Source organism: Streptomyces sp. NBC_00554, from assembly GCF_041431135.1.
GTDB lineage: Bacteria > Actinomycetota > Actinomycetes > Streptomycetales > Streptomycetaceae > Streptomyces.
Genome location: NZ_CP107799.1, coordinates 3984921 through 4008683 on the forward strand (window position 1 = coordinate 3984921; position 23763 = coordinate 4008683).

Consider the following 23763-nt stretch of genomic DNA (forward strand, 5'->3'; position numbering starts at 1 on the left):
CGCCGAGTGCACGCGGACGGTCGCCGAGAGCACCCGGATACCGGACAGAAGATGTCGGGTATCCGCGCGAGACTCGTCGTATGACGCATCCGACGACATCGAGTACGAGATCGAATCCGGCATCGAACTGGGCGGCTTTCAGCACCGCGGAACCGGACCTGGCCAAAACGGTCGAGGACCGGTTCACGGCCTTCACGCACCACACCCTCGCGACCCTCCGCAAGGACGGTTCCCCCCGCACCTCGGGCCTCGAGGTCCGTTTCCTGCACGGCGAGCTGTGGCTCGGGATGATGCCGGACTCGCTGAAGGCGCTCGACCTGCGCCGCGACCCGCGCTTCGCGCTCCAGGCGAACCAGGGACCGGGGACCACCATGGCGGGCGGCGACGTCCGGATCAGCGGGCGGGCGTACGAGGTCGATGCCTCGACGGCGAAGGCCGCGTACGTGAAAGAGGTGGAACCGCCGGAGCCGTTCCACCTCTTCCGCACCGAGCTGACGGAGGTCGTACGGACCTACGTCGAGGACGACACGTATCTGGTCGTCGAGATCTGGAAGCCCGGAGAGCCGGTGCGCACTCTCAGGCGGACATGAGCCGCGGGACGGCTACTCCCACTCGATGGTGCCCGGCGGCTTGGAGGTCACGTCGAGCACTACGCGGTTGACGTCCGCGACCTCGTTCGTGATGCGGGTCGAGATCTTGGCGAGTACGTCGTACGGGAGACGCGACCAGTCGGCGGTCATGGCGTCCTCGCTCGACACCGGGCGGAGCACGATCGGGTGGCCGTACGTCCGGCCGTCGCCCTGGACGCCCACGCTGCGGACGTCGGCCAGCAGGACCACCGGGCACTGCCAGATGTCGCGGTCGAGACCGGCGGCGGTGAGCTCCTCGCGGGCGATGGCGTCGGCCTCGCGGAGCAGGTCGAGCCGCTCCTTGGTCACCTCACCCACGATGCGGATGCCGAGGCCGGGACCGGGGAACGGCTGCCGCTGGACGATTTCGTCGGGCAGGCCGAGCTCCTGCCCGACCATCCGGACCTCGTCCTTGAACAGCTTGCGCAGCGGCTCGACGAGCTCGAACTCGAGGTCCTCGGGAAGGCCGCCGACGTTGTGGTGGGACTTGATGTTGGCCGTGCCCGTACCGCCACCGGACTCGACCACGTCGGGGTAGAGCGTGCCCTGCACCAGGAAGGCGACCTCAGGACCCTCGTCCGCGATGATGTCGGCCTGCGCCTGCTCGAAGACCCGGATGAACTCACGGCCGATGATCTTCCGCTTCTCCTCGGGGTCGGAGACCCCGGCGAGCGCGGTGAGGAACCGCTCCTCCGCGTCGACGACGACGAGCTTGACGCCGGTCGCGGCCACGAAGTCCTTCTCGACCTGCTCGGTCTCGCCCTTGCGCATCAGACCATGGTCGACGTAGACGCAGGTCAGCTGGTCACCGATGGCGCGTGCGACGAGAGCGGCGGCGACGGCGGAGTCCACGCCGCCCGACAGCCCGCAGATGGCGCGCTTGCTGCCGACCTGCTCGCGGATGAGCGCGACCTGCTCGTCGATGACGTTGCCGGTCGTCCAGTCGGGCTTGAGGCCCGCACCCCGGTACAGGAAGTGCTCCAGCACCTGCTGACCGTGCGTGGAGTGCATGACCTCGGGGTGGTACTGGACCCCGTACAGCTTCTTCTCGTCGTTCTCGAAGGCCGCGACCGGGACGACGTCCGTGGACCCCGTGACGGTGAAGCCCTCGGGGGCGGCGGAGCACGCGTCGCCGTGCGACATCCACACCGACTGCTCGTCGGGGGTGCCCTCGAAGAGGGTGGAGCCGGGCTTCGAGACGTGCAGCGCGGTACGGCCGTACTCGCGGGCGCCGGTGTTGTCGACCGTGCCGCCCAGCGTCGTCGCCATCAGCTGGAAGCCGTAGCACATGCCGAAGACGGGGACGCCGGCCTCGAACAGCGCGCGGTCGAGGCGGGGGGCGCCTTCCGCGTACACCGACGACGGGCCGCCGGAAAGGATGATCGCCGCGGGGTTCTTGGCGAGCATCTCCTCGACCGGCATGGTGCTCGGCACGATCTCGCTGTAGACCCGGGCCTCGCGGACGCGGCGGGCGATGAGCTGGGCGTACTGCGCACCGAAGTCGACGACCAGGACGGTGTCGGGGGCGGCGGCGGGGGTCGCTGATGACACGGGTTGCCTTCCGGCGGTGAGCAGTGGGTGTGTGGGGCTGAGTCTACCGGGGGTGCGGGTGGGGGGTGGCTGGGGCGGCTTTTTCGCCGCCTCCGCCCCTGCGTCTACGTCTGCCTGCCCGGCCCGTCTCACTATCCGAACCGTCTTGGCCAGGACCCCCCGCCCGGGCATACTGCTCCCATGCTCACGCACCCGACGAACTTCGTCTTTACCTATGGCAACCGGCCCACCGGCTGCCATGGTCGTGCTGCTTGAGCAACTGACAAGCGACTTCCCAGGCGCCCCGGGCCGACAAGGCCCGGGGCGTCTGCCGTTTCCGGACCTCGCCGCTCCGGGGCACCCCGTCACCACGAGACATCAAGAGGAGCCCCACCATGGCCGACGTACTCGACCTCGAAAAGACCGAGAAGACCGGCGCGCGCACCGACGAGGCCGCCGACACGATCACCGGTGCCCGTGAGCGCATCGACGCCCTGGACGACCGGATCATCGGTCTCGTCCAGGAACGGATGGCCGTCTCGGCGGTGATCCAGGAGGCCCGGATCTCCTCCGGCGGCCGCCGCGTGAACCTCTCCCGCGAGATGGAGATCCTCGGCCACTACAGGGACGCGCTGGGCAAGCCGGGCACGTCGCTCGCGATGACGCTCCTTGAGCTGTGCCGGGGCCGCATCTGAGTCCCGTACGGAATCCCGTACGGCGCCGTACGCACGTACGCATGCCGTCTCACCCGTACGGCGCGTGACCGGGCCGCCGCGGGCTTCGTTGGTCCCGATGTCCGTGTCAGCCAGGGGCGGGCCCGAAAGAACCACGCGTGGCTTCGCTGGAGCGATGAGACGTACGGATCGTGCCGTGTGTCGTGGGACCTCGCTCCAGGGTTGTGACCGGACGGCAGGGGACAGCAGCCCGGTCACCCAAGAGAACGGTCGGCTCCGGGGACGCCCGGGGCCGCCCGACGGAATCTGCACAGAACCGGTCGTAACGGTTGCGCACCCTGTCACCCATCCCGCACGATGCGACAACAGCCCAAGTCCCCCCATGGGCAACCAAATTCATCCCGCACCGCCATTGGTCGACACCACCCGCACGCCCCCAGTGCGCCGGGGCGCCGACCGGCGGCCCCCAGAACCAGCGGCGCACCCCCCGGCGCCGCTCCCCCGGCACCGGCGCTGCCCTGACGTCGGTGCTGACGCCGAAGGGCCCTGCGGATTCCGTCCCGCGGGGCCCTTCGCCATGAGTGTCGAGGCGATGGCAATCCGGCATCCGGCACTGCTATACGGCGGCAGGGGGCCGCAGCTCGGGGAATCTCTCCTCCCATGTCCCCCGCACACCGCGCCCGACCATCTGGCGCAGGATCGGCCAGTGACGGACAAGCAGTTCCCCGTCCAAGTACTTGGAGAAGTCGTCTCGCAAACCGTTGTTGAGGACGATCCGGTACAACCCCAGCAGCAGCTTCAGGTCACCCACGTCGAAGACCAGGAGCCCGGACCACGCCAGATGGAGCGGCAACTCGACTTGACCCACCTTCGGCCCGTCCAGCTCATCGAGCGTCGCCGGCAAGCGCTCGGCGCCATAGCCCCACCGAGTTGGAGTCCGGCTGCTTTCGTCTCCGCACTCGACCACGCCAAGCAGTCTGCCGTCTCCGCGGTGCCGCCCGCATGCGTACGGCGATCACGCGACTACCCCGGCCCGGTCGGCAGCCTGCGGACCCAGTTCGCACCACAGCAGCTTCCCGCCCTGTCCGAACAGGTCGTCGCCGAGCGGGTAGCCGCCCCACGCGTCCGCGTAATGGCATACGAGGAACAGCCCGCGTCCGCCATCCGCCTGGGCGGGGACGGGGTGGAGCGGGCCGGAGCGCTTGTCGAAGGGAGGCGGGATGTGCGGGTTGGCGTCCCAGACGCTCACGCGGAGGCGGGTGCCGCCGAGGGCGCGGAGGCGGAGGGTCGCGGGGCCGGTGGAGTACCGGTAGGCGTTGGTGACGAGTTCGGATGCCAACAGTTCGGCGGTGTCGGCGAGTTGCGGCATGCCGTGTCCGGTCAGGACTGCCCGGAGGGTGGTTCGGGCGATCCGCGGGGCGAGCGGATCATTCGGCAACTGGAGCGCGTATGCCCAAGATGCGGACGCTTCGGACTTCGGCGGGGATACGGTGACCATGAACGCCTCCTGCGGTGGGGGGACTTGGGTTCGCTCGACGGCGCCCGGCCGGGCGGTGGCATATCGCGTGCGGTTACGGCAGCGCGGGGCGCTTCCGGCTTACCGGTGGGGCCAGTTGAGCGACGTGGAACTCACCGTAGACTGCAACCCCTGAAGGTTTTGCTTGGAGCTGCAAAACCTTCAGGGATTTACCTCGTGTGGGTGACCGCCCCACCAGGTGTACGGAACGGAGCGAGGACATGGCACCGAGGAGCGCACCGACTGCGCGCCGCCTCCGCGTCGGGACCGAGCTGCGCCGACTGCGCGAACGCGCGGGCATGGCCGCCGTGGAGGCCGCGCGGGCCCTGGGCACGACGCAGGCCCAGATCAGCAACATTGAGGCCAACCGATTCGGCGTGAGCGCCGACCGCGTCCACACCCTCGCTCACATCTACGGCTGCACCGACCAGCCCCTGGTCGACGCCCTCGCCGACATGGCAGCCGACCGCACGCGTGGTTGGTGGGAGGAGTACCGGGGCACTATGCCCGCTCCGCTCCTCGATCTGGCCGAGATGGAGCACCACTCGACCGCGCTGCGCGTCGCCCAGGTCATCAACATCCCAGGCTTGCTCCAGACCCCCGACCACGCCCGCGCGCTGTTCCGGGAAGCTGTCCCCGCCCTACGCCCTCACGAGATCGAGCACCACGTCTCGCACCGCATCAAGCGCCAGGCCGTCCTCTTCCGCGACCAACCGGTGCCGTACACCGCGATCATCCACGAGGCCGCCCTGCGCATGCAGTTCGGAGGCCCGCAGGTGACCCACGCCCAGTTGGACCACGTAATCAAGGTGAGCGAACAGCCGCACATCACCCTTCGGGTCATCCCCTTCGACGGCACCTCGTTCCCGACTGCCGGTCACGGTCTTGACTACGCGCACGGCCCGGTGACAGCCCTCGACACCGCGCAGCTGGACACCAGCCACGGCAGTGAACTCATCGACGCAGTCGGGAAATTGGAGACGTACCGGTTGGTCCTGAACCGTATGGAGCAAGCCGCCCTCAAACCCACAGCATCCCGAGACCTCATCCGCCGCATCGCCAAGGACACCTGAGGAGAGCCACCCCGTGACCGAACTCAACTGGCAGAAGTCCACCTACAGCGAGGCGGCCTCCTCCTGCGTCTACCTCGCCACCACCCCCGCCGGAACGATCCTCCTCCACGAAAGCGACGAACCCGAGGCCGTCCTCACCACCGGCCCACGCCAACTCGAGGCGCTGATAACGACCTTGCGGAACACGCTCCGCAACTCACCATCCTGAGGCGCCCAACGACTTGAGTCAGCCACCGGACGGCGACGGCGCGGCCCCCACCGTCTCAACAGGGTCGCCGGGAGACCACTCGGCCGAACTCCACTCCGGCGTGGGCGACGGCCGGGGCGGGGCCGGCGGAGGGGTCGGGCCGGTGTTGGGGTTCTGCGGAATGCTGCCCGAGTCGCTCGCTCCGCCGCCCGCCTCGTCGGCTCCCCCTGTTCGGGACGACGTGACCGACGCGGTCCTCGTCTGCTGAGGGGCCGGAGTCTTCGACGGCTTGGCGGCGCCGGTAGTTGGGGACGCCGAGATCGAAGGCGTTCCCTTCGCCGGGCTGGCCGATGCGGAGGCGGACGCGGATGTCTCCGGCGACGGGGTCGTACTTCCCGGACGTTCGGAGCTCGTGTTCCCCTCGGCCGAGCATCCGGCTGCGCCCAGGGCGATGAGGACCAGCGCCGAGTTCAGCCAAGTCAGTCTCGGGCCACGGGCTCCCGCGGATCTTCGCATTGCGCCTTCTTCTTCGCGTGCCGGATGTAGCCAGGTCTGACGGTTGCGCCGGGGGCCGAATCGCCCCGCGGTTCCCATGTCGCAGTCGGCCGGTCAGGTCCGGGACACCACCCCGCAGTCATCCGTACGTTCCTCATCGATGCCCTCGCTGCGGTCGTACGGGTCCATCGTCGGCCCTGTCGGGAGCGGGCCGGCCTGCTCGTCCGTCGAGAACTGGGGGTGCAGATAGCCGTCGTAGGTGTCGCAGGCCGAGTTGCCGATCTCCTGGTCGTAGCTGACGACGAAGAGCTTGCCGGGGGTGACCTGGTACTTGACCGGATCGGAGACCTCGAGGTCGAGCACGCGGCGGACGATGGTGCGGGAGACCTCGGTCGAACCGTCGGCGCGGACGAACGGGTAGACGAAGGTGAAGTCGGCGTGCACGACGACGGAGTCCTGCCTGTCGGCCTTGAACGTCATGCGGCCGCGGGTCTTGACCACGTCTCCGGCAAGCCGGAGCTCGGCGGGGTCGTAGCGGCTGAACATCCACAGGGGGTCGTGCTCTTTGTCGGGCTTGCGCAGCGCGGTGTCCAGCAGGTCGATCATGTCCGTCTGGAGGGGGTCGATCACGCCGAGCGCGGTCTCGGGGCGCTCGCCGCGCAGGGTGGCCGGGTCGAGGTTCGCGTCGACCAGGAGCGCCTTGGTCTGCCGCAGCGCCTGTTCGACCTCCGCCTTGGACAAGGAGCTGACCGCTGTCGCCTTCGGCAGGACGATGCCTGCCGCGCCGTCGGCCCACCGCGCGGCCGGGGAACCGGCGAACGGCCGTTCCAGGGTGGGGGTTACCGGAGCCATCTCGGAGGGCGCGGCGGTCGGGGCCGCGGTCTCCGCCGGGAGCGGGGACGCGGCGACGGCCTCGGGAACGCCGGTGCCCGAGCCGGGGTCATCGCCGAGCAGCAGTGACGGCTTGTTGGCCACGACGAGCACGGCAATCGCGAGGGGCACACCGAAAAACGCCCACAGCCGGCGGCGACGGGCCGCGCGCCCGTCCATCTCTCGCCACGCCGGCCCGGTGCGCCACCCGTCGGGCACCTCACCCCGCGCATCCTGCTCCCGCAGCCGCCGGGTGACCACACGCGCCCGCGCGGACGGCTCCTTCGGCGCCGAGGCGCGGATGTCGAGCTCGGAGTCCTGAACGAACTTCTCCCAGACCTCGTCGGATATGGAGGAGGGGAGGGAAGAGGGAACGGAGGAGCCGTCCTTTCCCTCTTCAGAGTCGGGGTTCGGCTCTACGGACGGTCTTTCGGCCACGGTGGATCGTGCGTCTTTCTCTGAGTTAATTTTAACTAATCCGTCCTACTGGGACCTAACCGAAATTCCCCTTCGCAGTCCTCAGTGCCCGGCAGCGCATCAAGCCCGACCGGCCCCGGGCAGAAATGGCACTACTGCTGGGCTTCGCTCGAGCAGGGGGTTACCACCTGCTCATGGGATCCTTCACCGTGTGCCCTCGACTCAGATCCTGGAACCCCGGCCACATCGCATCAAACGGAGAACCCGCGAACGCGAGGATTCGGCCCCGGTACCCGATCGGGAAGCCCTCGCCTTTCGATAGTGCCGTCGATCAGCCCCACGAGGAAGGCAAGTGCACCCTCCCGAAACTCCCACCAGTCGTCGTTCCTACTGTTCACGACGACAGGCCAGTCATCGGAATTCCCGCTGGAGACACGCCAGTAGAATACATCCCCGGACAATGACTCGCTCCACGGAATCAGACCTCCCGGATCAGGGTGAGCGACATACCCCTCAGTCATGTCGTCATCCTGGAGATCCCGCAGCGTCTCAAGTTCCCGGAAAATACCGTCGACGAAAGCGCGCTCCTGCCCCGGGAGGGGAGTCGGGACGCGCAAGAACTCGTCGAATTCCAGCGTCGGGTAAAAATCGGCCAGTTCCCGGTAGTCGCTGGGAAGATCGACCCCCAGAATCTGATATATCGCCTCGAAATTCACACCGCGCGGCCCTGGAGATCTCTGCGGCAAGAGCTCGCTGACCACGCGCTCCAGATCCGACACCCTCAGCATGTCTTCTGCCAATCCTGGCTGTTTTCCACTGTCACGTCGAAGAGCTCCCCTTCCTTGGTGTACGCCGTCATCCTTATACTCTCGGGTATCGCACTGTTCTCATCGGCATAGTTCAGCTGGCCGGAGTAGAAGACGGGATTGTTGGCACGCAGCTGCTTCGCCATCTTGTTCTCGCAGCGCTTCATCCCGCTCTTATTCATGCGGTCGAACCCTGCGAAGAGATTCTCACTCCTCCACTCTCCGTGGAACATATCTCCGACGATGTGTGTACGGTTGTAAATCGGCTTTCCATCAGCGTCGATGTTAGCTCCGGAGGGGAAACCGGGCACATATACGCTCGCTCCGTCGTCCCTCTTGCTTCCCTTCGGCTTCAGATCGCTGGGGCACATGAGCGCAGTCGCTCCATCTGGCCGACCGCTGCGCAACGGCTGGTAGTTGTACCGCTCTTCACGCGGCTGAGAGCAAGGATCCTCCCTTTGACCGGTCCCTCCTCCGTCTCCGTTGGTCGGAACCTCCGCAGGATCTGACTGCTCCCCGGGCGCGTAGTCTCCGCTGTCGATGAGGTCCAGCATCTTCAGCACGCCGACGACCATGCCCAAGCCATCCCCGGGCTTCCAGCCGCCGTCCTTGGGCGTCTCGGGCTTGGGCATGGGGCGAGTCGGGGCAGGCCTGGCGTACGGGCCGTTGTTGGGGTTCTGATCGATGCGCGGGCGGGGCGGGGTGATCACCCGGGACTGGGTGAGCGTATTGGTGCCTCCGCCGCAGCGGTAGGTGCAGCTGCCAGTGCCAGTGGAGACAAGCGCGGAGCTGCCTCCCCCGGCGTACACAGCGTTGGCCTGGGCCGTGATCGCGCTGGACAGGCTGCCCGCGTACGACTGGGACAGCACACTGGTGGTGGCATGACTGCCAGTTGCGGCCGCGCCCTGTGTGGCCTCCCAGACCACCGCACCGCCTCCGGTCACAACGACCGTGCCGAGCACACCCCACCCGAGCGCCTCGCCCGCCGCAATGGCGCCGCCGCCGCAGATCACAATGGCGGGCCCGTAGCAGTGTCCAGTCGGGTCTGTTCCGTTGAGCGACCCGCCGTAGCCGTAGCTGTACCGGTTGGCCTGCCCCGAGGGGCTCGGGTCCAACTGCCACGTGTCCCGCGAGGCAAAGGACCCAGTGCCCGGCTGGTACCAGCGAGCGGCCATGTTCACGTCGCCGGTGGTGGGGTCGGTGAAGCCGGACTGGTAGCCGACGGCGGGGGTGGTTCCGTTGGTGGCCGTCTCCATGCCGAAGGGGTCATAGGCCGTCGAGCCGCTGACCTGCTTGCCGTCGGCCGTCAGGGCGGTGACCAGGTCGGTGTGCTGGTCGGTCAGGGCCCACTGCTTGGTGGTGCCGGTGGAGAGGGAGAGGAGGGTGCCGTCGGGGGTGCGGTTGTAGTTGGTGGTGCCGTCGTTGGCGAGGTTGTTGGAGCCCCCGTCGTAGGTGAAGGTCGTCGCGCCTCGGGTCTGGACGCGGTCCAGGGAGTCGTAGGTGAACGTCGTGCCGCCGTCGGTGATCTTGCGTTCGAAGGCGTCGAAGGTCAGTGAACGAGCGGATCCACTACCGGTGTTGACCGAGGACAGCGTGCCCCGTGCGGTGTAGGCGTACGTCGTCGTGCCGTCGGTCAGCTGGCGGTTGCGGGCGTCGTACGTCGCTGTGGTCGAGCCGGCCTTGGTGCGGTTGCCGGACGCGTCCCACGTGTACGACACCGTCGTGCCGTCCTTCGCCCACGACGTCATGCGGTTCGCATAGTCGTAGCTGTAGGTGTTGGTGCCGGCCCCTGCCGTGCCCGTCGTCTTCTTGGACGTCAGGTTGTCGTCCAGGTCGTAGCCGTACGTGGTCGAGGCGACGGTGGTCGCCGTGTCGACGGTGGTCACAGTGTCGGTGTTCAGGCGGCCGAGGCTGTCGTAGACGTAGTTGCGCTTGGCCGTAGCCGTGTGCGACGTGGCGCCGTCCGGCTTGCTTGCGTACTGCTCCAGGCGCAGGCGGCCTGCGGCGTCGAAGTCGTACCAGACGTAATTGCTGGTGATCGAGTCCCACACCCAGTCGAAGCGGCCGGCGCTGTCGTAGCCGTAGTTGGTGGTGCCCGCATTGGTCTTGCGCTGCGTCATGCTGCCGTCGGCGTTGTAGGAGTAGCTGGAGGTGCCGCCCGGTCCTGCCGCGGTCAGGAGCTGGCCGCGGTCGTTGTAGGTGTAGGTGTCGCGGGTGAGCGCGTCGGCCGTGCCGACCGCGGTGAGGCGGCCCGCGAGGTCGTACTCCAAGGTGCGGTCGGTGGTGGCCGCCTCCGCGCCGGTGCCGGTCTCGTGGGTGAGGCGGCCGAGGCCGTCGTAGACGCTCTCGCGCTTGACGCCACCCGGCAGCAGCTCTGTGACGGGCTGTCCGGCCTTGTCGTAGACGGTGGTCCAGGTGCGGTCGGCGGCGGCCGGGTGCGCGGTCGTGGACGGTTCGATCGTGGACTCGGGCAGGCCCCAGCTGTTGAAGGTGTAGACGGTCTTGTTGCCGCGTCCGTCCGTCAGCCGGGTGCGGTTGCCTGCCGCGTCGTAGCCGGACGTCGTCGTGATCGACTCGGTGGCGGAGACCGGTTCGACCTGGGTCGTCAGGCGACCCAGCGCGTCGTACGCATACGTCGTACGTGCCTTGGTCTGCGCGGAGATCACGGCCGTCGGGTTGCCCTCGGCGTCGAACTCGGCGGTGGTGGTGCGCAGTGCGGTGGTGCCCGTGCCGTAGTCGGTCGTGGCGGTGGCGCCGCCGAGGGCATCGTACGTAGTCGTGGTCCAGCGGTTGGTGGCGTCGGTGGTCTCGGCCTGGCGGCCGAGGCCGTCGTAGCCGAAGCGGGTGGTGCCGGCCGGGTCTGTCAGCGACTCGACCTCGCCCGCCGGGTTGTAGGTGCTGGTCGTGGTGATGCCGCCCGGAGTCTTCGACGCCGTCTGGTTGCTCGCGTCGTCCCAGGTGTAGCCGCTGGTCAGGTTCACCGTGGTCGGGTAACGCTCGACCGTGGTGGCGGTGAGCTGCCGGCCCAGTTCGTCGTACGTGGCCTCGGTTCGGGCGCCCGTCGGATCTGTGGCGGAGAGCTGGAGACCGGTCGGGGTCCAGGTATGGCGGGTCACTCCGCCGCCGTCGGCGGCCGCGGCAAGCAGGTCCGAGTCGGTCTCCGACGCGAGGGCAGCAGCGGCGTCGGCCACCGGGTCCGTCTGTGTCGTCAGCTGACCGAACTGGTCGTAGTCGTAGCGGGTGACGCGGCCCAGCGGGTCGGTGACCGTCTGCGGCAGGCCGAGCGGGGTGTAGGTGGTGCGGGCGGTCGCGGTGAGCGCGGTGGTGCCGCCCGGCGGGGTGTAGTCGGGAAGGGTCACCGCGGTCGTGCGGCCGAGCCGGTCGACCTCGGAGCGGGCGACCTTCCCCCGGGCGTCCTTGGACTCGGTGGCCTCACCGAAGGTGTTGTAGCCGGTGAGGGTGGCGGGCTTGGCCGTGGTGGCCGCGCTGCCGTTCTCCTCGGTCTGCACCGCCGGGGCGGTCTCCTGTGCGAGGCGGCCCAGTGCGTCGTAGCGGTGGGTGGTGGTGTACGCGGTCGCGTCGGCGCCGGTGGTGTTGCCGCGCGGGGTGACCGTGGTCAGCGGCAAGCCGCGGTCGTCGTACGTGCTCGTGGTGGTGTGGGTGCTGGTGCCGTCGGTGACGGTCTGCTTGGTGACGTTGCCGGCGGGGTCGTACTCCGCCGTCGTGGTGAGCGACTTGTCGCCGGTGATGGACTGCTTCTGTTCCGTCACCTGGTCGTCGCGGTCGTAGACAAAGGTGCTGGTCCGGTTGAGTCCGCCGGGGTCGAGGACGGTGCTGTCGGTGCGGCCCAGAGCGTCCACGGTGAAGGTCTGAGTGGTCTTGCCGCCGCCGGTGACCTGACGGGTCAAGTGACCTGCCGAGTCATAAGTGTTGGCCTCCGCGACGATGTCGCGCTTGGTGCCGTCGGCCTGAGTGACCTGTTTGGCCGTGGTGGTGGCCGCGAGTCCGTCGTCGTAGTAGGTGTACGCGGCGGTGGCGCCCATCGCATCAGCCGTGGTGGCCAGGCGTCCTGCTGGGTCATAGGCGTTGGAGACCACGGTCAGGTCCCGGACAGTGCCGGATGGGTCGCCCGTCCAGTCGTCGAGGACGGTCGAGGCGTGCTGGCCGCGCGGGGTGTACGTGTACGTGAAGTGCGCGCCTGCCGGGTCCGTCATACCTCTGACCTGACCGAACTCGTCGTGTTCGAGCAGGGTGGTGTGCTGCTCGGCGTCGGTCACGCTGTCGTTGAGGCCGTGCTCGTCGTAGTGGTAGGCCGTGCTCCGCGCAGTGTCGCCGCCCGTGGTGTCGGCCGTCGTCTCGGACAGCAGGTTGCCGTCCTCGTCGTAGCCGCGGGTGATCTTCGCGGTGTGGGTGGTGCCGGTGATCTCGTTCTTGACGCCCGCTCCGGTCTCGGTGACGACGTGGGAGGCCTGGTCGTAGGCGTAGGCCGTGGTCACACCGCTCGGGAAGGTGTCGGAGACCTGCTTCTCGGAGATCTTGCGGCCCAGGCCGTCGTATGTGTACGTCGTGACCAGCCCGGACGGGGAAGTGACCTCCGCCAGGTCGCCGTTCGAGTAGTAGCGGTACGAGGTCTTCGCGCCGGCCGGTGTGGTCTGCGTCAGTACCAGGCCTGCCGGGGCGGTGCCGCCGCCGACCGCGGCCTCGGTACCCGCGGTGTAGGTGGTGGAGGCGGTGCTGTTGTCCGGGCGGACCGTGGTGAGGGGCAGGCCCAGGGTGCTGTAGGTGTAGGCGGTGCGGTAGCGGTCGTCGCGGTAGTCGGTCGAACGCTGGTCCCGGTAGGTCAGTTGCTTGTCGTTGCGCGGGTCGAGGGGGTCGCTCGCGTTGAGGTAGTAGGAGTTGAAGCTCGTCCAGCAGGAGTCGGCGTCGCGACAGGTCGTGGAGGACACCACGTTGCCGCGGGCGTCGTGGCCTGTGACGGTGGTGTGGCCGTTGGGGTCGGTGACGGTGTGGAGGTTGCCGCCGGTGTCGTAGGCGTAGGAGGTGACAGCGCCGGTGGCGTCCTTCCTCGCGACCACACGCTGGCCGCGAAGGGCGTCGTAACTACTGCTGCTGGTGCGCCCCTTGGGGTCCGAGACCGTCACGGTCGAGGTCAAGCCCGAGTCAGCTGCCTCGGTCTGGGCCCGGTAGTGGGCCGAGACCGCATCGGCGCTCAGCGCACTGCGGTACAGGGCGACTTCGTCGACCTGCCCGTTGAAGTAGTAGGTGTTCGAGGCGAGACCCATCCAGCCGGAGCTGCCCCAGCCGCCGCCTATGTAGGCGTACGGGCGTGACTGGTCGGTGATGGTGCCGTCCAGCGAGCCGACCTTGACGCCGTCCAGGTAGAGGGTCTGGGTCGCGCCGGATCCCGACAGGGCGACGTGGTGCCATTCGTTGTCGGTCACGGTCTGCGTGGACACGATGGGGGTGGCCCCGGAGACACCGGACAGATAGAACTCGCCGCGCAGCTTGCCTGCGCCGTCGATGTTCAGCACCGGGCGCCAAGACGTCGGGGTCTGGCCGATAGGAGTGTCCTGGAAGCCGAGCAGGACGGCCGAGGGAGTGGAGGTGCGGAACCACATCTCCGCGGACAGTTCGGTCGCCCCGGCCAGGATCGATCCGGGCACCTCGACGGTGCCCCCGCCACCGAGCGTCACAGCCCGGTTGTCGCCTAGGCCGAACACGCCGGCCTTGTCCAGCTGCGATGAGATGCCGCCCGAGTCCGGGCGGAACGTGGCACCCATGCCGGACCCGCCGACCTCGCTGCCGAGAGCTGTGCCCTCGTACTCGCCGAGCCGCCAGTACGCGGCGGGCGCGTCGGCGAGGGCGACGCCGGCGTACTGGTCACCGCGGCCGGTGACGAGACTACGGCGGGCCTGGAAGTGCCGGTTGGGGGTGTCGGTCTGGCCCGGGTTCCACTTGACGTAGATCCAGACAGAGCCGGCGTTCACGAACTTGACCAGCGGCTTGTCGTAGAAGGCGACTTCGTCGATCTGACCGGTGAAGTTGCGGTAGCCCGCGGCCTCGCCGTCCCACCCGGAGGAGGAGTAGCCGCCGCCGACGAACACGTGGGCGTAGCGGTCGGCGGGGACACCGGTGAACGCAATGCCCTGGTAGTCGCCGTCGACGAACAGGGCCTGGCTGCCCTCATTCCCAGTGAGCAGGACGTGGTGCCACTTGCCGTCGGTGACGGCCTGATCGGAATCGATGCTCGATGCGCCGGACGAGAATTTGCCGCGTAGCTTGCCGTCGGAGTCGATCAGCAGCATGGGCCGCCACCCGGCGGTCGGGGTGTCGCCGAACTCGGAGTCCTGGTTGGCGACCAGGACGCCCGGGCTGGTCGTTTTGAACCACAGCTCCAACGACATCGCCGTCCCTGTGTCCACGGACTCGAGAGGCATCTCGACCGCGCCGTCACCCGTGAAGCTCGCCGCGGTGTCGTCGCCGTCGGCGAAGATGCCCGCGCTGCCCGGCCGTACGCCGTCCAGGTAGCTGCCGGCCAGGTCGTCGCCGAGGGGACTCGCCGCTTCGGCGCCGGCGCGCTCGCCGAGCCGCCAGTAGCCGGTGGGGCCGCTGCGCTGGATCGTGTCCGCGTAGGAGGACGAGGAGGTGGAGTAGGAGGGCGCGGACACCTTCCAGGTGCCGCCGTTCTCGTCGGTGTGCTGGGTCACCCGGCCGCTGACCGGGTCGTAGGCGGCGGTGGCGTGCACCCGGCCGGAGGGCAGGGTGACCTTCGTGACCTGCCCGATCGCGGTCCGACCTGCGTAGTGTTCGGCGACCGTGACGGCGTCCAGGGTGTGGTGGTAGACGGCGACTTCGTCCATCTGCCCCTTGAAGTGGTACTCACCGCTCGCCAGGCCCATCCAGCCTGAGCTGCCGTAACCGGCACCGAGGTAGGCGTAGTCGCGGGACTGTTCGACGATGGCGCCGTCCAGCGAACCGACCTCGGCACCATCCAGGTAGAGGGTCTGGGTGGCGGCGCCGGCGGACAGCACCGCGTGATGCCACTTGCCGTCCGTCACCGCCTGCGCCGACACGATGGGGGTGGCCCCGGAGACGCCGGACAGATAGAACTCGCCGCGCAACTTGCCCGCGCCGTCGATGTTCAGCACCGGACGCCACGAGGCGGGCTTCTCACCCAGCTCCACGTCCTGGAAGCCCACGAGGACACCCGACGGCGTACTCGTCTTGAACCACAGCTCGATCGTCGGGAAGGCCGCGGCCTTCAGTGTGTCCGCGGGTAGTTCGACTGCCGAGTCGACGCCGTCGAAGCCACCTGAGGTGTCCGAGGTGCCCGCGATCGCGGAGTCGGCACCCAGCTGGACGTCCCGGTGGACGGCGTCGTTGAGGCCCGTGCGTGAGACCGCCTCGCTGGCCGCCGTGGAGCCCTCGCTCTCACCCAGCCGCCAGTACGAGCTAGGGGCCGAGTCCAGCACACCGCTGCGGTAGACCGAGCCTGTGCCGTACTCGTACACCGTGCACTTGGTGGTGGACGTCGGCGGGCATACGGTCTTCAGCTGGTCGCCGGCGTAGGTGTATCGCCAGGTCAGACCGGGGGTGCTCGCGTCGATGGCGCTTGTGGTCACCGAGTCGACGTGTCCACCGGACCAGGTGAAGGACAAGGAGCGGCCGGACATAGCGTCGGTGACCTTGCGCAGCTCGCCACCGTCCTCGGACTCATGGGTGAGGCTCTGACGCCGGCCCGCGCTGTCGGTGACGGAAACCAGCGAACCACTGACCATGAACACGTAGGTGGTGCCGGATCTCTCGCGCAGCGTCCAGCTCTCGGACCTCTGCGTCAGTGTGTACGCCCCGCCGGACGGGCCGGAGTACGAGCCGTCGGGGTTCCTGCCGAACCGTATCTGCGAGCCGTCGGCGAGGGTCACCAGCACGGTCGACGTGCTGGGCTCCTCCAGCGCGCGCATGTCCCAGCGGGTGGACCAGCCGCTGCCGAATGCAGGGTCTCGGCGCGGATCCAGGGAGTTGTAGGTACGAGTGACCGCCAGCTCCGGGCCGACGGTGGAGATCGCCGCGTCCGTCGCCGCAGTGACGTAGTTGCCCTCGCGTGTGCCGACCTCGCCGCCATCGTCCGCGCCGCCGAGGTGGCTGGTCACGGCTGGCTGTGGCACCTGTGTGGTCAGCAGTGCCGCGCCGGGGCGCGACGAGGTGGCGGCGCCGTCGTAGGCATATCCGTACCAGGCATACGTCTTGCCCCAGGAGAGCCAGCCGGACGGTACCGCCCACTGCTGTTCGGTGCTGCGCGTGCCCGTCTTGCAGTTCTTGCGCAGGTTGCTGCCCTCGACCTCGCAGACCTCGAAGGAGTACTGCAGCGTCGCCTTCGGGTATCTGTCGGCGTCCGTACCCTTCGCCCACAGGGTGGGGGTGAGCGTGTCGGCGGTGGCTCCGCTGCCCGGTGACTCGGCCGTCAGCTGTGGCGGAATGTTCACTGAGGCGATCTTGACGGCGGGTCCCGGGACGCCTGCGGTGGTGAAGCGGCTTACGCCGTAGTCGTCCATCGTCCACTGCACTGTGTACGTGGCAGGCGTCAGCGCAGCGATCTTCGCGTCCAGCGTCACGCTCTCACCGGGCGAGACCGCCTGGGGCATCTCCGTCCACGCGATCTTCGAGCTGTCGGTGATCTCCTTGCCCGCGGAGTCGAACAGGTTGTACCGCAGCTTGTAGTTGCCGCCCGCGGGCCAGGTCTCCTGCCCCTGGTTGGTGACGGTGACCTTCTCAATGCCCTCGCTGGTGGCGGTCACCGGTGCGATGAAGTCGCCTAGCTTGTAGGTGGCGCCGTACTTGGTCCAGGTGACGTCGAGACTGGGCTTGCCGTTCGGGTAGTCGTCGGAGCCGAACTGCTTCCAGCCCTTGGAGTCCGTGGTGGACGCCTTCACCGCGAGGCCGTAGTTCTTCTTGCGGGCGTGCGTCCAGTCGTCGACCAGCTTGCGGCCGGCCGAGCCGAGCTTGATGCTCTCCCAGGCCGCGCCGCACGACCAGATCTCCGTGTCCGCGGGCTTCCAGCCGTGCGCGAAACTCTTCGACGCCAGCGATGCGCCGGTGGACGGGCCCGGCCACTTGGAGGTCGTGGACTCCGCCCAGTTCGACGTGATCGGGTGGACGGTTACCGGACGTGCGGTGCACGACTGCGACCAGCTGTTGTACAGAGCGAGGTTGGCGCCGATCACCCAGGCGTTCTTCAGGGTGGTTTCCAGGCCCGTGAAGCGCAGGAACGAGGACGCCTTGTGGCTGCCACCGTCGTGCGTGCCGACCTTCAGCACCTCGCTCGTGGCGAAGTTCTGGTTGTACGGGTACTCGACGTAGGTACCGGAGGTGGCGTCGACGGACTTCACCGAGGGGTCGACTCGGACAGGGAAGACTCGCTCGGGGGCGTTCAGCCAGTCCTTGTCGAGCTTGACCACGAGGACCTGGCGGCCGCTCTCTTCGGCCAGGCTGTAGGTGACCCCTGAGGAGATGACGCCCTCGTTGGCGTTCTCCGCGAGGTTTGAGTCCTCCATCCATCCGGCGGGTGTCCAGGCACGGACGGTGCCCCCGGCGTCAGTGAAGAGCACGTTGCCCTGATCGTCGATCGCCGCGGTGAGCCCCTCCAGCTCCAGCGGGAATCGCCATTCGGTGGGCGCGTCGGTGTCCCTGAGGACCAGGGTTTCCTTGACCGAGTCGCTGCCCGCGACGAACTCCACATCGGAGCTGGTGCGCACGTCCTCGTAAGTCAGCGTGGAACCGTCCGCCTGCCCGGCGGCGGCACTCGCCTCATCCACGCCGTAACCGACCGACACGCCCTCGTCGACCTGCATCCGCACCACCGGGTCGGCGTCGGCCGTCCCGCCGAACTCGATCTGCGCCTCGGTCGAGCTGGTCTCCCAGTCGTCCTCGCCGACGCTCATCGTGCTCGGGCCCGAGTCCTCCTGGGGCACCAGCGTGGTGTCGATGGACTTCCAGCTGCCGTCCTCGGCGCGGAAGTTGACCGGCTCGGTGTAGAAGCGAGTGGTGAAGGTGCCGTCCGGGTTCCGGTACGTGCGCTCCCGCTCCCCGCGCTCGTTCTTGATCTCCTTGCTGCGCTTGGAGTCGAAGCCCTGTGCGGCGGACACGTCCGGCGCCTCGACCGGCTCGACGGGGCTCGGCTCGGGCGTCCTCGCCGTGCTGGGCAGCTGGGTGACGCCGGCCGTCTCGTCGGCGGGCAGTTCGCCACGACCGGTGCTGGGGCCGGAGTTGCCGCCCTTGGCCGAGGCGTCGGTGGCATCCGCGGACGCGGTGTGACCGCGGCCCGCCGCGGAACCCCACCGCTGGTCCGGGGCATCTGCCCCGGAGCCTGCGGTCGTCTGGCCAAGCGCTAGTGCGGCTTGCTCGGTTCCGGTCAGTACGGCCAGAACGAAGGCAACAGCAACTGCAAGCGGACGTACCGGTCGCACAGATCCCCCACTCGAATGATCAAGAGGGGGAATTTCTAAGCTGAACTACTGAAGATGCACAAGGCCTCCACAGAGTTCCACAAGCACCAAGTGAGGTGGATCACACGACAATCAAGCGTTAACGGGATGAACTCCAGGTGACATTGATGTGATCCACTTCACATAAAGGTTCTGTGAATGAAGGCACAACCATTCACAGCCTTGCCGTGTCTCACCTGCAGAATCAACGGCCACACCCGCGCCCCACACGCGAAGGCCTCCCCACGTGCGTGCCGCGGAGTTGCGGTGCGCCAGAACCATCGAGGTTTTCATGAAGCTTCGTCGTGCCATGGCCGTTGCGGCCGCGACGGCCGCCCTGGCCCCAATTGCGCTGCTGTCGGCTCCGGCCGCGTTCGCGGACACCTCTCCTCCGGCCACGACGGAGAGCAGCCCCGCGGCCGACGACAGCAGCCCGGCCGCAGACGACAGCAGCCCCGCCACGGACGAGAGCAGCCCCGCGGCCGACGACAGCAGCCCCGCCGCAGACGACAGCAGCCCCGCGGCCGACGACAGCAGCCCCGCCGCGGACGACAGCAGCCCGGCCGCCGACGACAGCAGCCCGGCCACCTCGCCGGCCTCCACTTCGAGCGCCCCGGAGGAGAGTGAGGAGCCCGAGCTCTGCGTCGACAAGAGCGACGTCGTCGAGATCAGCAACGACCTGACCAGCGGCCTGTCGGGCCTGCCCGACACCATCGTCGCGGGCAGCGGATGGACGAAGTTCTCGTTCAACGTCTCCAACAACGGCGACGACACGATCACGGACATCATTCCGCTGATCGCTGTCGCGGCGATCGGCTGGGACGACCGGGACTACTCCGGCGATATCAGCGTGCAGGTCTTCGACAACGACTCCGGTACCTGGCAGGAGGTCGCGGGCGCCGCGGGCGAGGGTGGCACCTTCCCGGCGTTCGAGCTCGCCGCCGGCAAGTCGACCTCGTACCAGGTGCGCCTGAGCGTCAGCGGCGACGTCCCGGACTCCATCGGCATGACCATCGGCTTCGCCCAGTACGAGGACGACGAGGGCTGCTGGGTCGCCGACGACCCGAACGGCTGGCTCTACTTCTTCGACGTTCTCTCCGCCGGCTCGGACGCGGGCGACCCCGAGGACGCCAAGCCGCAGACCGGCGGTGCGAATCAGATCACCGACGTCAAGACCGTGGACGCCTCCGGCTCGCTCGCCGAGACCGGTTCCTCGTCCGTGCTGCCGCTGATCGGCCTCACCGGCGGTGTCGCCGTCGTCGCCGGTGCGGGTGCGGTGTACGTGGTCCGTCGCCGCAACTCGGGTGGCGCGCACGCGTAAGGCGGCCCGGCCCTGGTAGCCACAGCTGAATGAAGGACCTGCGCTCGGAGGGGGGCGCAGGTCCTTCTTTCTGTCTGCGCGACCTGTCTGCGCGACTGCGCAAGCAGGGTTACGACTTCGGCGGCACCGTAGGCATCCCCAGGAACGGCAGCTTCAGCGCGCCGAACGCGTCCGCGGGGACGGCGGGGCTCTGCGGCGCGACCGGCTGCAGACGCTCGTACGCCGCTCCCTGCGCCGGACGCGGGTCGGCCTCGCCCTTGTTGGGCCAGTACGACATCGCGCGCTCGGCCTGGGCGGTGATGGTGAGCGACGGATTGACGCCGAGGTTCGCGGAGACCGCGGCGCCGTCGACGACGGAGATGCCGGGGTGGCCGTACAGCCGGTGGTACGGGTCGATGACCCCGGAGGCCGGTGAGTCACCGATCGGGCAACCGCCGAGGAAGTGCGCGGTGAGCGGGGTCCCCATCAGCTCGCCGACGTTGCTGCCCGCGAAGCCGTTGATCTCGGCGGCGATGGCGGAGGCGCCCTCCGAAGCCGCCTTGATCTGCCGGGGGTTGGGCGCTCCGTGCCCCTGACGTGCCGTCAACAGGCCTTTCCCCACGCCCTTCGACTTCAGGTACGTCGTCAGGGAGTTGTCCACCGACTGCATGACCAGCCCGATGATGGTCCGCTCGGACCAGTGGCGGTTGGAGAGCGAGCGGAGCACGAGTAGGGGGTGCTTCGCCGCGTTGGCCAGCCATCCCAGAAGGAGTGATGAGCCCTCCGCGTAGGGCACTTGGAGGATCGACAAGCCGCCCATCGAGTTCGAGCCCTTGCCGTAGCGGACGGGCTCGATGTGCGTGTTCTCGTCGGGGTGGATCGAGGAAGTGATCGCGACGCCCTGGGTGAAGTCGACCTTGGATGCGCCATGCGCCTTGCGGTACCGGCGGTTGTCGGTCTGCGCGCCCACCAGGGCCTCGGAGTTGGTGCGGGTCAGCTCGCCCAACCTGCTTGAGATGTACGGCAGTTGGCCGCCGGACTTCATGCGGTGCAGCAGGGTCTGCGTGCCGTAGGTACCGGCGGCGATGACGACCCGGCGGGCCTTGAGGATCCGCCCCTCGCCCTTGCGCTTCTCGTCCGTGGGCAGGGTGGCGACGGCGTACCCGCCCTGCGAGTCGTCGGTGACGGCCACGACCGTCGTCATGGGATGGACCACGGCGCCCGCCTTCTCGGCGAGGTGGAGGTAGTTCTCGTTGAGGGTGTTCTTCGCGCCGTGCCGGCAGCCGGTCATGCACTCTCCGCACTCGGTGCAGGCCTTGCGGGCGGGTCCGGCGCCGCCGAAGTAGGGGTCTTCCACCTCGCCGCCCGGCCTCGCCTTCGCCGTCCCGTCCGCGTCCTCCCCGTCGCCGAAGAAGACGCCGACCGGCGCCATGTGGAAGGTGTCGCCGACGCCCATCCGCTGGGCGGCCGCCTTGAGATGGACGTCGGACGGGGTCATGGTCGGGTTGAGCCGCACACCGAGCATCCGCCGGGCCTGCTCGTAGTACGGCTTCAACTCCCCTTCCCAGTCGGTGATTTCCTTCCACTGCGGGTCCTCGAAGAAGGCCTTCGGCGGTACGTAGAGGGTGTTGGCGTAGTTCAGGGATCCGCCGCCGACGCCGGCGCCCGCGAGGACCATGACGTTGCCCAGCAGGTGGATGCGCTGGATGCCGTACATGCCGAGCCTGGGTGCCCACAGGTAGTTCTTCAGATCCCAGGAGTTCTTGGGCAGCGAGCCGCGGGTGAAGCGGCGGCCTGCCTCCAACACGCCTACGCGGTAGCCCTTTTCGGTCAGTCGCAGGGCGGTCACCGACCCGCCGAAGCCCGAGCCGACGACGATCACGTCATAGTCGTATGCGGACTCGTCCTGCATTTGGACAGAGCTCTCCTGTGACACGTGCCGCTCTCCTCGTTGAGAACTTTTGAGAACTATTCAGATCTGGGATCTACCGGAGCCGGAGAGCCTTCATGACCCGGAGGCTCCGGCTCATGAACGCCGCGTACTTTTCGTCGTCCATGCCGAGCGACGGTGCCAACGGCAGCAGTCGCTGGTGGGCGACGGTCTGCGCCTCGGTGTACTTGAGGATGCCCTCGGAGCCGTGGCGGCGGCCGAGGCCGGAGTCCTTCATGCCGCCCATGGGTGACTGGACGCTGCCGTACGCGGCCCCGTAGCCCTCGTTGACGTTGACGGTTCCGGTGCGCAGCCGTGCCGCGACCGCGCGACCGCGCCGCCCGTCCTTGGTCCAGACGGAGGAATTGAGGCCGTACGCCGTGGAGTTGGCGAGTTCGACGACCTCGTCCTCGGTCTTGAAGCGGTAGAGGGAGACGACGGGGCCGAAGGTCTCCTCGGCGCAGACCGCCATGGGGGCCTCTACGCCGTCGAGGATGGTGGGCTCGTAGAAGTACGGCCCGATGTCGGGGCGGGCGACGCCGCCGGCCAGCACCTTCGCTCCCTTGGCGACGGCCTCGTCCACGTGCCGGGCGACGGTTTCGAGCTGCCGCTCGCCGACCAGCGAGCCCATGTCGGCCCCGTACGCGAGGGAAGTGCCGAGCCGCATCGCCTTGGTGCGTGCGGCGAACCGCTCCGCGAACACATCGGCGATGTCCTCATGGACGTACAACCGCTCGATGGAGATGCAGAGTTGGCCGGCGGAGGAGAAGCAGGCGCGCACAGCGCCTGCAGCGGCCTTGTCGACGTCCGCGTCCGCCAGCACCACCATGGCGTTCTTGCCGCCGAGTTCGAGCGAGACGCCGACGAGCCGGGCGGCGGCGCCCTGCGCGACCTCGCGCCCGGTCCGCGTGGACCCGGTGAAGGAGACGTAGTCGGCGTGCTTGACGACCTCGGGTCCGACGACCGGACCGTCGCCGAGGACGACCTGGAAGACCTCGGCGGGCAGCCCGGCCTCGACGAGCAGGTCGCGGGCCCAGAGAGCGGTGAGGCAGGTCTCGGTGTCGGGCTTCATGACGACGGCGTTGCCCGCGACGAAGGCGGGAAGCGCGTCGCCGACCGACAGCTCCAGGGGGTAGTTCCAGGGCGCGATCTGGCCGACGACGCCACGCGGGTGACGCAGCTCGGTGACCTTGGTGAGGGTCGGGACGGCGCCAGTGTGCCCCTTGGGACGGAGATAAGAGGGGGCCTTGCGGCCGTAGTGCCGCGCGGCCACGACCACGGCCTGGACTTCCTCGTGCGCGTGCAGCCGGGCCTTGCCCGTCTCCAGCTGGATCAGGTCGAGGACCTCGGCCTGGCGGGCGAGCACGAGATCGTGGAAGCGGAGCAGAACGGCGGCGCGCTGCCGTACGGGGGTGGCGCCCCAGGCGACCTGCGCCTTGCGCGCCCGCTCGAACGCTTCCTGTACGTCCTCGGGGGTGGACTCGGGCAGATCGGCCAGCTTCTCCCCGGTGAACGGGGTGTGGTTGGCGGTCCGCCCGGATCCGACGACACCCTTCGTGAGCTGCGCGACCAGCTCGGGCGTGACGACGTCGGCGGCGGTGCGGGCGCCTGCGGGGGCGGGGGCGAGGGGGTTGGTGCCGACCATGACGGCAGGGCCGGTGGCGCCTGCCGCGGCCGCTTCGTCGGTGCCCGTCCCGGCCGCTTCGTCGGTGCCGGTGTTTTCCGTGGCCTGCTCCGTGGCCTGCGAGTCCGTCATGAGCCGCAGGGTATGCCCGACCGCGCCCTTTGGGTACCCGTGAGTAATCCGCCTTCACCGACTGCTCACACAGCGCCAGTGATCGCTGGCAACGAATGC

At 68.6% G+C, this 23763-nt stretch carries 14 protein-coding genes; 6 read left to right on the forward strand and 8 right to left on the reverse strand.

The annotated features are described in order from the left end of the window. Positions 1-80 precede the first annotated feature (80 nt). Entirely contained in the window at positions 81-590 is a 510-nt protein-coding gene (locus tag OG266_RS17135) for a pyridoxamine 5'-phosphate oxidase family protein (protein WP_371546634.1), read from the forward strand. Positions 591-602: 12 nt separating this feature from the next. Here OG266_RS17135 and guaA read toward each other — a convergent pair whose 3' ends face one another. Then, entirely contained in the window at positions 603-2180 is a 1578-nt protein-coding gene (guaA, locus tag OG266_RS17140) for a glutamine-hydrolyzing GMP synthase (protein WP_326721140.1), read from the reverse strand. A gap of 374 nt (positions 2181-2554) precedes the next feature. On the opposite strand from guaA, the gene OG266_RS17145 reads away from it, so the two are divergent. After that, a complete protein-coding gene (locus OG266_RS17145) occupies positions 2555-2854 on the forward strand; it encodes a chorismate mutase (RefSeq protein ID WP_326721141.1) in 300 nt (99 codons plus the stop codon). A 595-nt stretch (positions 2855-3449) separates the two neighbouring features. Here the strand turns inward: OG266_RS17145 and OG266_RS17150 are convergent. Then, positions 3450-3737, reverse strand: coding sequence for a hypothetical protein (locus OG266_RS17150; protein WP_266455768.1), 288 nt, complete (start codon positions 3735-3737; stop codon positions 3450-3452). A 111-nt stretch (positions 3738-3848) separates the two neighbouring features. Then, positions 3849-4331 carry an ATP-binding protein gene (locus OG266_RS17155; RefSeq protein WP_371546636.1) on the reverse strand — a complete coding sequence of 161 codons (483 nt, stop codon included), beginning with the start codon at positions 4329-4331 and terminating at the stop codon, positions 3849-3851. A gap of 239 nt (positions 4332-4570) precedes the next feature. Here OG266_RS17155 and OG266_RS17160 point away from each other — a divergent pair, with 239 nt between their 5' ends. The 3 genes from OG266_RS17160 to OG266_RS17170 are packed head-to-tail and all read left to right on the forward strand — an operon-like array spanning position 4571 to position 5877. Next, positions 4571-5422 carry a helix-turn-helix transcriptional regulator gene (locus OG266_RS17160; RefSeq protein ID WP_266455773.1) on the forward strand — a complete coding sequence of 284 codons (852 nt, stop codon included), beginning with the start codon at positions 4571-4573 and terminating at the stop codon, positions 5420-5422. Positions 5423-5435: 13 nt separating this feature from the next. Then, positions 5436-5630 (forward strand): DUF397 domain-containing protein, encoded by a 195-nt coding sequence (locus OG266_RS17165; RefSeq protein WP_371546638.1) that lies wholly within the window; start codon positions 5436-5438, stop codon positions 5628-5630. Between the two features lie 13 nt (positions 5631-5643). Continuing rightward, positions 5644-5877 carry a hypothetical protein gene (locus tag OG266_RS17170; protein WP_371546640.1) on the forward strand — a complete coding sequence of 78 codons (234 nt, stop codon included), beginning with the start codon at positions 5644-5646 and terminating at the stop codon, positions 5875-5877. A gap of 341 nt (positions 5878-6218) precedes the next feature. Here the strand turns inward: OG266_RS17170 and OG266_RS17175 are convergent, their stop codons facing one another. The 3 genes from OG266_RS17175 to OG266_RS17185 all read right to left on the reverse strand — a co-directional run bounded on the left by OG266_RS17175 (position 6219) and on the right by OG266_RS17185 (position 18660). Next, a complete protein-coding gene (locus OG266_RS17175; RefSeq protein WP_371546643.1) occupies positions 6219-7412 on the reverse strand; it encodes a hypothetical protein in 1194 nt (397 codons plus the stop codon). Between the two features lie 230 nt (positions 7413-7642). After that, positions 7643-8179 carry a hypothetical protein gene (locus OG266_RS17180; protein WP_371546645.1) on the reverse strand — a complete coding sequence of 179 codons (537 nt, stop codon included), beginning with the start codon at positions 8177-8179 and terminating at the stop codon, positions 7643-7645. Continuing rightward, complete coding sequence (locus OG266_RS17185) at positions 8173-18660, reverse strand: LamG-like jellyroll fold domain-containing protein (protein ID WP_371546647.1); 10488 nt, start codon at positions 18658-18660, stop codon at positions 8173-8175. Before OG266_RS17185 ends, OG266_RS17180 begins: the two co-directional genes overlap by 7 nt. A gap of 310 nt (positions 18661-18970) precedes the next feature. Here OG266_RS17185 and OG266_RS17190 point away from each other — a divergent pair, with 310 nt between their 5' ends. Next, positions 18971-19999 carry a hypothetical protein gene (locus OG266_RS17190; RefSeq protein ID WP_266455796.1) on the forward strand — a complete coding sequence of 343 codons (1029 nt, stop codon included), beginning with the start codon at positions 18971-18973 and terminating at the stop codon, positions 19997-19999. Between the two features lie 109 nt (positions 20000-20108). Here the strand turns inward: OG266_RS17190 and OG266_RS17195 are convergent, their stop codons facing one another. Together OG266_RS17195 and OG266_RS17200 are read right to left on the reverse strand one after the other, a co-directional pair. Beyond that, positions 20109-21890, reverse strand: coding sequence for a GMC family oxidoreductase N-terminal domain-containing protein (locus OG266_RS17195; protein WP_371546650.1), 1782 nt, complete (start codon positions 21888-21890; stop codon positions 20109-20111). A gap of 73 nt (positions 21891-21963) precedes the next feature. Beyond that, positions 21964-23664 (reverse strand): succinic semialdehyde dehydrogenase, encoded by a 1701-nt coding sequence (locus OG266_RS17200; protein WP_371546651.1) that lies wholly within the window; start codon positions 23662-23664, stop codon positions 21964-21966. Positions 23665-23763: the final 99 nt, after the last annotated feature.

Excerpts from the sequence above, each read along its gene's own strand:
- OG266_RS17160 (WP_266455773.1), top strand. The coding sequence starts at position 4,571 with ATGGCACCGAGGAGCGCACCGACTGCGCGCCGCCTCCGCGTCGGGACC.
- OG266_RS17200 (WP_371546651.1), bottom strand. The coding sequence starts at position 23,664 with ATGACGGACTCGCAGGCCACGGAGCAGGCCACGGAAAACACCGGCACC.
- OG266_RS17155 (WP_371546636.1), bottom strand. The coding sequence starts at position 4,331 with ATGGTCACCGTATCCCCGCCGAAGTCCGAAGCGTCCGCATCTTGGGCA.
- OG266_RS17180 (WP_371546645.1), bottom strand. The coding sequence starts at position 8,179 with ATGCTGAGGGTGTCGGATCTGGAGCGCGTGGTCAGCGAGCTCTTGCCG.
- OG266_RS17135 (WP_371546634.1), top strand. The coding sequence starts at position 81 with ATGACGCATCCGACGACATCGAGTACGAGATCGAATCCGGCATCGAAC.
- OG266_RS17190 (WP_266455796.1), top strand. The coding sequence starts at position 18,971 with ATGAAGCTTCGTCGTGCCATGGCCGTTGCGGCCGCGACGGCCGCCCTG.
- OG266_RS17145 (WP_326721141.1), top strand. The coding sequence starts at position 2,555 with ATGGCCGACGTACTCGACCTCGAAAAGACCGAGAAGACCGGCGCGCGC.
- OG266_RS17195 (WP_371546650.1), bottom strand. The coding sequence starts at position 21,890 with ATGCAGGACGAGTCCGCATACGACTATGACGTGATCGTCGTCGGCTCG.